Source organism: Thorsellia kenyensis (assembly GCF_042432445.1).
Lineage (GTDB): Bacteria > Pseudomonadota > Gammaproteobacteria > Enterobacterales > Thorselliaceae > Thorsellia > Thorsellia kenyensis.
The window spans coordinates 130,351-142,681 of the sequence record NZ_JBHLXE010000108.1 but is presented as its reverse complement, the minus strand read 5'-3'; the positions used below and the strand labels follow the sequence as shown (position 1 = coordinate 142,681).

Here is a 12,331-nt window from a genome sequence, read left to right as displayed (position 1 = left end):
GTTCTTTCCTTAATTGTCATTTTCACTAAAGCACATTACAGTGCCCACATAATGTCAAAGTATAACAAATACAGACACAATTCAAATATATTTAATGATTTAAATTAAACTGCCCACTAAAATAACCTATAAACCTTACTATAATCTATGCCTTTAAGACCTGACTCATAAATCTATTGCATTCACCCTAGGAAAGATACAAGTCAAAAAAGTCACTATAACCTAGGCAAAAGAGATAAGCAGCACTAAATTTTGCGCTAAAACTCCTAATATTACTATTACCCAAGAAGGAAATTTATATTGGCAAATAAATAAAAATAATAAAATCGCTACTATAAAATCTTGATAACCAATAATCGCACTGCCCCATAAAGCGTCATAGAATGTCGCTAATAAGAGACCAACTACACCAACGTTCACTAATGCCAAAGCCCCCTGGAGTTTATTCTTTTGCCTTAATCTATACCAAAAGGGAAGAGCTGAAAATACGAGCAATATACCTGGCAGAAAGATTGCTAACAAAGAAAGCAAAGCCACCCAATAAGGTGAAAGCGATGTTTGTAAAAAAAAACCCAGAAAGGCAGCAAATGTAAATAAAGGGCCCGGTACTGCTTGAGCGGCACCATAACCACTGATAAAAATAGAATTTTCTATCAATCGAGTGTTAACCAACTGCGCTTCTAAAAATGGTAGAACAACATGTCCACCCCCAAAAACAGAAGCCCCTGTACGATAAAAAATCGAGAGACTTTTAACTAATTCACCCGGGGAAATAAACGCCGATATGCATGCAAAAAAGAGTAATAGTAAAAATAAAACTAACCAAAAAACCCCGTGAGATAAAGTTAATTCTGCGATATGATTTGATTGATGATAGTTCGATTGAGAAAGATGAGTAACAAATCTTGCCTCAGGAATTTTATAATAAAAGAAACCAAGACCAGCACAGATAATTATTACTAACCATTGACCATAAGGGAAAATTAACGCACATACGCAGGAAAGCACCATTAAGCTCACTTTATTTTTGTCCGTACAATGACTTTTAAACATCCCCAAAAGTGCATGTGCCACAATTACAACTGCTACAATTTTTAATCCTGGTACAATGTAATAAAAAAACATTCCAGAAGATTTCATCATTCCTACGGCAAATAGGATTAACATTACAACAGAAGGTAAAGTGAAAGCAATCCACGCAAGCATTGCTCCTATATATCCTCCTTTAGCAAAACCGATCGCAAGTCCTACTTGGCTACTGGCAGGACCCGGTAAAAATTGACATAACGCAACAAGCTCGTTAAATTCATTTTCACTAAGCCATTTTCTTCTGACCACAAATTCTTGATGAAAATACCCTATATGCGCTAAAGGTCCACCAAACGATGTTAGACCTAATCGTAAAAAAACCCAAAATATGAGAAAAATAATAGGGTATTTGTTCATAAATACGTTCTCTTTAATAAGTATTTAGGAAAGCATAAGTTACACAATTTTTCATTCATCATCTCAAATATTTCTTTACTATTAGTCAATTTTTGACTAACAGTGTACCGCATCTTAAATCCTTTCGATAGAAAAGAATTAGTCACCCAAAATCAATACTTCAATTGAAGAATTTAACACGACTTCTTTGCCTTTTTTTGACAATGCTTATTTAATTATTTTTCATTAATCAAAAAATTACCTATAAGGTATCTTTATGAAAATCTGTGACAAAGGAGCTATTATTTTTAGTACACTAGGCTAAAATGTATTCACATCATTTTGCTTTTATCACCCATTAAACATAAGGAAAAAATAACCATGAGTACTACATCCCCCTCGGACAAAATCATACAATCATTAAGGGCCATTGGAATTAACGAGATCAATTCGCTGATTTATAATCCAAGCTATGAATTATTATTTGAAGAAGAAATGCAAGAGGGGCTCTCGGGATTTGAAAAAGGATATTTGACTGAATTAGATGCAGTAGCTGTTGATACAGGAATATTTACAGGTCGTTCACCTAAAGATAAATTCATCGTAGATGATGAAACGACTCATGATACATTCTGGTGGTCCCATCAAGGAAAGAATGATAATAAGCCTATTAGCGTAGAGACTTGGAATGCTTTAAAAGAAACAGTAATCGAAGAACTAAATCACAAAAAATTGTTTGTAATCGATTGCTACTGTGGGGCGAATATAGACTCAAGAATAGCAGTGAGGGTTATCACCGAAGTGGCATGGCAAGCGCATTTTGTGAAAAACATGTTCATTAGACCAAATGAAGAGGATTTACTTAACTTCGAACCAGATTTTACTATTTTGAATGGTTCAAAAACCCAATTCAAAGAGTGGCAAGCACATAAATTAAACTCCGAAAATTTTATCGCATTTAATCTTACTGAAAAAATGCAATTGATAGGAGGGACTTGGTATGGTGGAGAAATGAAAAAAGGGATGTTTTCAATAATGAACTACTTTCTTCCATTAAAAGGAATTGCTTCAATGCACTGTTCTGCTAATGTTGGCAAAGAAAAAAATGATGTTGCTCTATTTTTCGGTCTTTCAGGTACCGGAAAAACAACACTATCAACCGATCCTAACAGATTATTAATTGGCGATGATGAACATGGATGGGATGATGAAGGTGTTTTCAATTTTGAAGGAGGATGCTATGCTAAAACCATACGATTGTCTAAAACTGCAGAACCCGAAATATACCAAGCCATAAGAAGAGATGCGCTTTTAGAAAACGTGATGGTCGATGCGAAAGGAAAAATCGATTTTGACGATGCATCCAAAACGGAAAATGGCCGCGTTTCTTATCCTATTTACCATATTGATAATATTGTTAAACCTTATTCCAAAGCTGGACATGCGCAAAAAGTCATTTTCTTGACTGCAGATGCCTTTGGCGTGCTTCCTCCTGTTTCTAAACTTACACCAGAGCAAACTCAATATCATTTTCTATCTGGATTCACAGCTAAATTAGCAGGTACAGAACGAGGGATTACTGAACCTACCCCTACATTTTCTTCATGCTTTGGTGCTGCATTTTTAAGTTTACATCCTACCTATTATGCAAAAACATTGATTAAACGCATGGAAGATTCGAATGCTACGGCTTATTTAGTTAATACTGGCTGGAATGGAAGTAAACAAAGAATCCCACTGAGTGTAACAAGAAAAATTATTCAGCTGATTTTGAATTCTGAACTTGATGATGCTCCAACAGAGATTCTCCCTATATTTCATCTGGCAATTCCTAAAGTATTAACAGATATCGATGATATATATAGAGATCCAAGGATTAGCTATGACTCAACAGAGCAATGGGAAATTGCAGCTAAACAACTTGCAGATAAATTCATTGCTAATTTTAGTGCCTTTACAGACAATGAAGCAGGAAAGAATTTAGTTAAGGCAGGACCCTCTTACTAATTGCTAAAAGTAATAAAGGGGTGCAATAAATACCGTGTAAATGACCATACTTTAACATTTTGGTTATTTACACGGATTTTAAAACTAAGAGACAAGCATTCGGATATAAGAACTGAAAAACCATTTTGTTAAAGAATATCGACCATCCCTTCTTCTTGTTCAGGCTCCTCGTCTACACTTTCGATAGTGGCAACAATCTCTGGAGAAATTAACTCTATCAAAATGTCATAAATTACCTGCGTGTTACTAACAATCGCATCACCGCTGTCATTGATATAATTTAATTTACGTAATGTATTAACCAAAGTTGAAAACACTTCCTTGTCAAAGAATTCAGGAGCATTAATCCCATGTAAAATCGATAATCTTTGCGCGGCAACTCGGCTATTTTTTTCTAGCATAGAACGACTGATTTGAGGATCTTTAGACAATAAAGACATCGTAATAGCAAATCTCTGGAGTGTTTCTCTAGAAGAAGCAGACAATAATTGTAATGCACGTATTTTAGGTGAATGGATTGAAATTCTCTCATGTTGTGTATCTAATTTAATTAACCTTTGTCTCGCTAATTCATCCAGAATATCATCAATATATTGCCTAAGTTCTTCTTCTTTTTTATGGATGAAAAGCTCAGCTTTCAATAATGGAAAAATAAGTTCAACTCGCTCGTATAGCCATTCATAACTGATTTGCTTATGATGTAAAATAATACTTGCCACCAAACTGGGTATAGCAAATAAATGCTGTATATTATTACGATAATAAGTCATCAACACCGCTTGCTCTCTTGGTAATACCACTATTTTACCTAGACTGTCTTCTTCAATAGCAAATTTACTCATTGAAAGTGCATGATCGACTAATTGTGCAGGCGTATCATTAGGAATTGTCATGTCTTTGTGGTAAGGAACACGTTTAAAAAATTCAATATATACATTTATTTGTTCGCACAACTGCTGATAAGTTAAAGCCCGCTGACGAGAAGCTAACAGCGCAGTTACACATAAATTCATACCATTTAAGGCTGCGGCATTATTAATACTGACCATGATGTCATCAGCTATAGAGGAAGAAATCGGTGTCAGCCAAGAAGGTCTTGGTGCTTCTAATGGATCTATATGTTCTTTCCAATCTGTAGCGTATTCATTTAAATATTGACCAAGACTGATAGGCTCACCAAAATTCACATACCCTTGCCCTAAATTTCTTAATTTACGCAATCCTCTTAGCATTGACCAAAGACTCTCTTTTTCTTTAGTTGCCCCTCTAAGTTCCCTTGCGTACGTACCTACTTCCATGACATGCTCATAGCCAATATAGACAGGAATGATTGTTATTGGCCTTGATACGCCTTTTAAAAGCGCTTGGATGGTCATCGCAAGCGTACCTGTTTTAGGATTGAGTAGACGGCCTGTTCTTGAACGCCCGCCTTCAATAAAATATTCAACCGAATAACCGCGAACAAACAACTCACCTAGGTATTCACGAAACATGGTTGCGTAGAGTTTATTGCCTTTGAACGTTCTTCTGATGAAAAAAGCACCCAAGCGCCTAAAAATAGGTCCTGCAGGCCAAAAATTCAGATTAATCCCCGCTGCGATATGAGGGAGCATTAAACCTTGATGATAGAGTACATAGGAGAGTAGAAGATAGTCCATGTGACTTCGATGACTAGGCGCATAAACAATACTATGGCCCTGATGAGCTAATTGCCTAATTCTTTCAGCATTATGCACATTGATACCTTGATAAAGTCTATTCCAAGTCCAGCTAAGTACTCTGTCCGCAAGTCTTGCCGTTTCATAAGAAAAGTCTGCTGCGATTTCTTCAAGCATAGCTTCTGCAGAAAGTCTTGCTTTATCGATAGATATTTTTTTCTGTTTAGCTTCATCTTCAATCGCTTTTTCAATCGCTTTAGAGGTCAATAATTTCTCAAACATCGCTTTACGAGCAGGTATTCTAGGACCAATCGTAGCCATTTTTTGACGAGCAAAGTGCATTCTAGCTACACGGGCAAGTTTTTCAGCAATCACAACATCTGTGCCATATTCATCAGCCATCTCACGAAGAGAAACTGTTTTGGAAAATCGCACAAAACTGTCACGTCCAAGCCAAATTGTTGCAAAAAACTTTTGAAAACTATTTAATTTTTTAAGGGTAGGCGCCTCTTTATTCTTTTCTCTACCAGGCGATCGTCCAAACATAATCGAAACTGGCAACATCTGTACATCTAAATCTACGATCTGTTTATGGAGTTCTAGATACGCATGAAAAATTTGCGCAGATCTATTTTTCTCTTCAACTGGGATTATATTAGTCCCATTAGTGATGAATACAAATCGAGGCAAGATGGTACCAGCAATTTGATTATTCTCTAAAGGATCGGGCATACCTAATTTTAGGGCTTGTTGGCGCAAAGTGATAACATCTGTTTTGGAATGGTAAGGTAGTACATACAAAATAGGTTTTAGAATATCTATTTTTAACTCCTCAATTGGCGCAAGAGGAATTGATTTACTTTTTACAAAACCATTTATAGGAACGTTCAAGATCCTATAAATCGTGTATTTTTTATCCATATTATCACTATTTTTTTTAGCCATCATGCATTTACCACGGTTGGTTCAATTGCTGTTACAATTGCTGTTAATCTGTTTTAATCCTGTTGCCTTAAGCCTAATAATAGGACACCAGCATAATTTGCTTTAAACTATAATATTACCCAATCGAATTACTATTTACCTAAGTAGGTATTAAACCTCAATAATTCTTAACGTATTAGTACTTCCGACTTTGCCAATTTGATCTCCTTGAGTGAAAATAACTCTATCACCTGACTGAATTAAATCTAATGAAAAAAGATGCTCAATAACGGCTTTAGTTGCTTCAGTTCCGAGCCCATGGTTAGGGTCGTCAAAGAAAATGGGGTTAACACCTCGGTATAAAGAACAATAATTCAACGTTTTTTCATGTCGAGATACTGCGTAAATTGGTAAGCCTGAACTGATTCTAGACATATATTTAGCGGTACTCCCTGATTCTGTCAAAGCAACAATGGCTTTAATTTGATTCAAATGATTAGCAGCATACATTGCTGACATAGCCAACATCTCTTCTACAGAATCAAAATTGACGTCTAGCCTATGCTTGGAAATATTAATACTAGGTACTTTTTCAGCACCAAGACAGACATTTGCCATAGAAATAACTGTTTCAATTGGGTAGTCTCCCGCAGCAGTTTCACCAGAGAGCATAACCGCATCAGAACCATCAAGCACAGCATTAGCCACATCCATCACCTCTGCTCGAGTAGGCATTGGGCTACTTATCATAGACTCCATCATTTGAGTTGCCGTAATAACAATTTTATTTAGTACTCTTGATCGTCTAATCAGCTCTTTTTGAATTCCTACCAGAGAGGCATCTCCAATCTCAACACCCAAATCTCCTCTAGCAACCATTATCACATCGGAGGCGTCAATAATATCATCCATAGCCTCAGGTGTGGCTACTGTTTCAGCTCTTTCAACTTTAGCGACAATTTTAGCGTCTAATCCTGCTTCTATCGCAAGTTTCCTTGCGTAATGTAAATCGTCGCCATTTCTAGGAAAAGAGACAGCTAAAAATTCGACACCAATTTTTGCAGCCGTTTTTATATCCTCAATGTCTTTATCTGTAAGAGCTTCTGCTGAAAGTCCACCGCCAAGCTTATTGATGCCTTTATTATTAGAAAGATAACCTCCGACAGTCACTTCTGTCGAAATTCGAGGTCCTTCTACATTAATAACTTTAAGTTGAACACGACCATCATCTAAAAGTAATATATCGTCTTTAGCTACATCGTTGGGTAGGTTTTTATAATCCACACCAACCTGAGTTTCATCACCTAAGCCTGCTTCTAACGTCGCATCTAAAATAAACAAGTTACCTTTAGATAAAAAAACCTTATTTTCTTTAAACGTTGATACGCGAATTTTAGGTCCTTGCAAATCTCCTAATATTCCAACGTAAACACCCAACTTGTGAGCTATTTCACGTACATGATTGGCTCGTTTAATATGGTCTTCCGTTTTTCCATGGGAAAAATTAAGTCTAACTACATTCGCACCAGCTTTAATAATTCCCTCAAGTATACCGGGTTTATCTGTCGCCGGTCCTAGGGTGGTTACAATCTTAGTTCTTCTTAAACGTGACATCACTTACTCCTTTTAAAACAGCACCATAGATAATTAACTCAATCAGACTGCCCATAACAAAAAGACTTAACGGCTTTTCTCAACCCTGCAGCACTAAAAACTTTCAGTATCTTTGAATAGTCCTACTTTTAAATCAGTTGCTTGATAGATCAATTTACCATCAACGAAAACTTCACCATCTGCAATCCCCATAATAAGCCTACGATTAATAACACGCTTAAAGTGGATTTTATAAGTTACTTTTTTAGAGCTAGGTAAAATCTGACCCGTAAATTTCACTTCACCAACGCCTAAAGCTCGGCCTTTACCTTCTCCGCCTAACCAGCCTAAGTAAAAACCAACTAATTGCCACATTGCATCTAAACCAAGGCATCCAGGCATAACAGGATCGTTGACAAAATGGCAATCAAAAAACCATAAATCAGGATTAATATCCAACTCAGCTTCGATAAACCCTTTATCGAAATGACCACCTGTTTCATTCATTTCAATAATTCGATCCATCATAAGCATATTACCTGAAGGTAAAGGGGGACCATTAGCACCAAATAATTCACTACGCCCTGAGGCCTCTAATTCTTGCTTGTTATAAGCACTTTTTTTTGCGTGTGGTACTGACATAATTGTATCCTTCTATAAATTAATAATTCAAATAAAATTGAAGACGACGTAAGTTAATTAGAAAAATTAAATATCCTTCTATACCAAGGTTCTGGTGTTTCATTGTCGACACTTTGGAGAATTTTTTGCTGCATCATAGTCAACAAATCCATCTCATCATCCTCAGAACAATACTTGATTGAAGTTAATAATTCAATAGCTTCAGTCACATGATTCACTGTCCAAAGATGAAACTCCCCTTTTTCTATCGCCTCTAAGACCTCATCATTAACACTTAAATGATGAATATTACTTTCAGGAATGATTACCCCTTGGCCCTTAGTTAGCCCTCTGTTCAAACAAATCGCAAAAAAACCTTCAATTTTTTCATTCACGCCACCAATTGGTTGGACTTGACCAAACTGATCGACTGAACCTGTAATTGCTATTTGTTGATTGATAGGAACATCTGCAATCGCACTTATCAATGCACATAATTCAGCCAAAGAAGCACTATCCCCATCAACTTCTGAATACGATTGTTCAAATACAATCGATGCAGATAAAGGAAAAGGTTGAGTCAATTTCAATGAAGAAAACAAAAAAGCTTGCATGATAAGAAGGCCTTTAGCATGGATATTTCCTCCCAATTCCACTTTTCTTTCGATATCATTGACTTCGCCATCACCTAGATGAACAATACACGTTATCCTTGATGGTTCGCCAATTTCCACTGGATGCCCAGGATAACTTAACACCGCAAGCCCATTAATTTGGCCTACAATTTTCCCTTCAACATCAATATAAATTTGATCTTTTAAAAAATCCGTGTAAATCCTTTGTGCTAAATATCCTTCACAATATTGTTTTTCAGATTGCCATTCATCAAAAGCAGCTTTAGATACAGAAGAGGTATTTTCCTTATCAATATAGGCTAATAGACTATAAAAGGTCTGTGTCCAAAACTGAGGACAAAGACTGAGTTCATATTGATCCCCTGTAAATCGTGTTGAAAAGCAGTGCAATGCATACCACAATGAATCATCAATTAAAGCGTTGGTGATGCGCATTGATATACCATTAATATATGATTGCCAAAGGTTGTAATCTAAATGTGATGTGAGCTCAAGCACAGGCTCGATTTCAGTATAGCAGGACATCGATTGAAGATAAGGTTCAAGTGCCAGTAAATTATCAATATTATCGCGCTCAGCAAGAATTAGCAATTTAACATCCAAAGGCATCGATTGAATTCTTATCGGATAAGGCTTTGTTTCATCAGGGCTTAACCACTCAAAAACACCCGTTTCTAAAACTTTTAACAATCGAATAAACATTAAAGGATTCGAAAGTAAAGTACCTGCAGTTAAGACTAAATACCCACCGTTAAGCTGCTGTAAAATACCTTCCGATAACTTTAGTTGTTCACCGTGTTGATGTACCGTACCAAAAAGCGATGGCATCTCTATCCAGTTAGTAGCATGGATAGGACAAAATCCTATTGGATTATCTGTATCAAGGGGCTCAGTGTAGACAAACTCTCCCTCATTGTAAGCATAGTGAGTTTTGCTTACCACATCAAAAGATTTCTCTTGATAGTCAGATGTATTCAATAGATGATTTTTAATGATGTCTTCTATCAAATTTAGATGATCGCTACTTTCTTTGGTTTGAACAATTAAGATTTTTTTACGGTTCTTCTTTTGTTTAAATCGATTAAACACCATTAAAAAGCGTTCATAAAGCTCGCAATAAATATCATAAGATGTATTTAACAGGGCTAAAGAGTCTAGTTCTGACTGCTTTACTTCAAAAATAGGGGAGCGAGGGGGACGTAACTGAGACGTTTCTAATTTGACTAAGGCCATGTATTTTTTCTTTAAATTGAATAAAAAATTATGTTAGTGATCAATGACAAAATTTATTCTAATCACTAACTCTTAAATAATTGTATTTTATTGATAAGCTTGCAAAGTTCTAAACACTGAAACACCCACGCTCATAGCGCTTGGAACCGCAGTTGGCTTTTTGACTGTCACTTCAACAGCGGGTAATTGGTATTGGAGAACAAGCAGCTTAGCAATTTCTTCTGCCACCCTTTCAATTAAACCAAATTGCCTTTGATTAATGTAGTCAAGCACGCATTGACTTATGGCCGCGTAGTCTAAACAGTCATTAACATCATCTGAGTTGCCGCCTTTTTGATTATCCCAATACATGACAATATCTAATTCAAGGCGCTGCTTAATCTCTTTTTCCCAATCATAAATTCCAATTGTAGCAAGTGCAACAAGTGATTCAATAAAAACAGTATCGAAAAATTTTAACTGTTCAGGGGTTATAACTCTTCTCATAGGCGCTCCTTTTTAAACACCTTAATGTTAATAAAACCTTCTTCATAGAGATAAAGTGCCTGCAGACGACTCATTACTCCTTTATCACAATACAAAAGATAGGTCTTTTGTTTATCTAATGCAGGAAATTCGCGTCTCAATTTATAAAAGGGGATGGATATTAGCGGGGCTTTGTCTATGATTAATGGCTGCTTTTCCTGTTCATCTGGTGCACGAATATCAATAATAATCTCTGAATCTCTGACATTACTTACTTCTTCAATACTTTGTTGACTTACCTTTTCATCAAATGCTAGTGTTCTAATATCAACATTCTGAGCGGATATTACGGCTTTGTCTAAAATAGAAAAATCAAACTTAGCTTCTTCCTCAAGAACGTGCGATTTATCGGCGCAAACGGTTGGATTATTAGAAATAACACCGCAGTATTCGGGCATAGTTTTCGCTAAATCTGCGGTACCAATTTGATTAGCTATCTGGATAATAGACTCTTTATCTGTAGAAATTAGAGGTCTTAAAATTAATGTGTCTGTGGCATTATCTATCAAGCGGAGATTAATCAGTGTTTGGCTAGACACTTGACCTATCGCCTCTCCTGTGACTAATGCACTTACTCCGTACTTTTCGGTTATTTTAGAGGCGGCTCTGACCATCATACGTTTGAGAACCACCCCCATAATTCCGTTATCTATTTTAGTTAAAATTTCTTCAACTACTGGTGCAAAATCAATACTGATGAATCTCACATGATGTGATTTGCCATAAGTAGACCATAAGTAATGTGCAGTTTGCTTGACGCCAATTTCATGGGCTGCACCACCTAAATTAAAAAAACAATAGTGAACTTTACAGCCTCTTCGCACCAACTGGTAACTCGCTACGCTTGAATCAAATCCCCCTGAAAGTAAAGATAAGACTTCGTCTTGGGTGCCTATAGGGAATCCCCCTAAGCCCTCATGTCTTGAATTGACAATTCTTAATGTTTCATCATCTATTTCGAGTTGCACAGTCACATCGGGATTTTTCAATTTCACCTTAGCGCTCTTAATGCTTTGATTAAGTCCACCACCAATATACTTTTCCGCTTCACTAGAAGAAAAACTATGTTTTCCTCTTCTTTTTACTCTAACACAAAAGGTTTTATTTTCTAAAAAAGAAGAATAAATAGGCAGTACTTGCAAAAAGATATCATGTAAGTCAGTATAAGTGTATTCTTTTACATCTAAAATATGATGAATGCCGGGAATATTCTGTAAACGCATCAATACGTCATCTTTCTGAAGGGGGGCAATTTCATTTGTTTGGCTTTTTTGTCGGACTTCAATATAGTCCCAAGTCCTCACGACTGCCACATTATGCGAGTAGTCACTTAAGATATTGCGGATATTACTTGTTAAAATTTTACTAAAACGGCGACGGACTGAATCGCTTTTCATCACAATTTCAGGAAAAAGCTTTATAACATATTTCATAAAATAACAGAATAAAAGTAAAAATACTTAGCAACTTATTGTAAGGTACAAAGTAATAAATAAAGGATAATACAATCCTGATTAACTTTGACTTAATGAATCTGCTCGCTAAGTAAAGTCCCGAGGTTAATTATTTTGTCTATAGTATCAAACTTTATGCTATGTTTAAAAATAGACTATGGCGTTTGTTTGTTTTTTGAGCGATTCATCTCCTTTTTTGACTCCTTTTTTGTTTTTAATAAGCTATAGCCTATTGAAGCGACAGTAAATAATTAAA

The 12,331-nt window shown here is 36.0% G+C and carries 8 protein-coding genes; 1 reads left to right on the top strand and 7 read right to left on the bottom strand.

Going from position 1 to position 12,331, the window contains the following annotated elements:
- Positions 1 to 222: 222 nt before the first annotated feature.
- Entirely contained in the window at positions 223 to 1,446 is a 1,224-nt protein-coding gene (gene chrA / locus ACFFIT_RS11890; protein WP_385877912.1) for a chromate efflux transporter, read from the bottom strand.
- Between the two features lie 360 nt (positions 1,447 to 1,806).
- On the opposite strand from chrA, the gene pckA reads away from it, so the two are divergent.
- Positions 1,807 to 3,432 carry a phosphoenolpyruvate carboxykinase (ATP) gene (gene pckA, locus ACFFIT_RS11885; RefSeq protein WP_385877911.1) on the top strand — a complete coding sequence of 542 codons (1,626 nt, stop codon included), beginning with the start codon at positions 1,807 to 1,809 and terminating at the stop codon, positions 3,430 to 3,432.
- Between the two features lie 128 nt (positions 3,433 to 3,560).
- Here the strand turns inward: pckA and plsB are convergent, their stop codons facing one another.
- The 6 genes from plsB to thiI form a co-directional block, all read right to left on the bottom strand.
- Entirely contained in the window at positions 3,561 to 6,038 is a 2,478-nt protein-coding gene (gene plsB / locus ACFFIT_RS11880; protein ID WP_385877909.1) for a glycerol-3-phosphate 1-O-acyltransferase PlsB, read from the bottom strand.
- A 147-nt stretch (positions 6,039 to 6,185) separates the two neighbouring features.
- A complete protein-coding gene (gene pyk, locus ACFFIT_RS11875; protein WP_385877907.1) occupies positions 6,186 to 7,628 on the bottom strand; it encodes a pyruvate kinase in 1,443 nt (480 codons plus the stop codon).
- 93 nt (positions 7,629 to 7,721) lie between these two features.
- Positions 7,722 to 8,249 carry a bifunctional 3-hydroxydecanoyl-ACP dehydratase/trans-2-decenoyl-ACP isomerase gene (gene fabA, locus ACFFIT_RS11870; RefSeq protein ID WP_385877906.1) on the bottom strand — a complete coding sequence of 176 codons (528 nt, stop codon included), beginning with the start codon at positions 8,247 to 8,249 and terminating at the stop codon, positions 7,722 to 7,724.
- 53 nt (positions 8,250 to 8,302) lie between these two features.
- Positions 8,303 to 10,096: a S16 family serine protease gene (locus ACFFIT_RS11865; protein ID WP_385877903.1), complete on the bottom strand. Its 1,794-nt coding sequence runs from the start codon at positions 10,094 to 10,096 to the stop codon at positions 8,303 to 8,305.
- A gap of 87 nt (positions 10,097 to 10,183) precedes the next feature.
- Positions 10,184 to 10,582 (bottom strand): dihydroneopterin aldolase, encoded by a 399-nt coding sequence (gene folB, locus ACFFIT_RS11860; protein WP_385877901.1) that lies wholly within the window; start codon positions 10,580 to 10,582, stop codon positions 10,184 to 10,186.
- Positions 10,579 to 12,054: a tRNA uracil 4-sulfurtransferase ThiI gene (thiI, locus tag ACFFIT_RS11855; RefSeq protein WP_385877900.1), complete on the bottom strand. Its 1,476-nt coding sequence runs from the start codon at positions 12,052 to 12,054 to the stop codon at positions 10,579 to 10,581. Before thiI ends, folB begins: the two co-directional genes overlap by 4 nt.
- Positions 12,055 to 12,331 lie beyond the last annotated feature (277 nt).

Excerpts from the sequence above, each read along its gene's own strand:
- chrA (WP_385877912.1), bottom strand. The coding sequence starts at position 1,446 with ATGAACAAATACCCTATTATTTTTCTCATATTTTGGGTTTTTTTACGA.
- pckA (WP_385877911.1), top strand. The coding sequence starts at position 1,807 with ATGAGTACTACATCCCCCTCGGACAAAATCATACAATCATTAAGGGCC.
- plsB (WP_385877909.1), bottom strand. The coding sequence starts at position 6,038 with ATGATGGCTAAAAAAAATAGTGATAATATGGATAAAAAATACACGATT.
- pyk (WP_385877907.1), bottom strand. The coding sequence starts at position 7,628 with ATGTCACGTTTAAGAAGAACTAAGATTGTAACCACCCTAGGACCGGCG.
- fabA (WP_385877906.1), bottom strand. The coding sequence starts at position 8,249 with ATGTCAGTACCACACGCAAAAAAAAGTGCTTATAACAAGCAAGAATTA.
- ACFFIT_RS11865 (WP_385877903.1), bottom strand. The coding sequence starts at position 10,096 with ATGGCCTTAGTCAAATTAGAAACGTCTCAGTTACGTCCCCCTCGCTCC.
- folB (WP_385877901.1), bottom strand. The coding sequence starts at position 10,582 with ATGAGAAGAGTTATAACCCCTGAACAGTTAAAATTTTTCGATACTGTT.
- thiI (WP_385877900.1), bottom strand. The coding sequence starts at position 12,054 with ATGAAATATGTTATAAAGCTTTTTCCTGAAATTGTGATGAAAAGCGAT.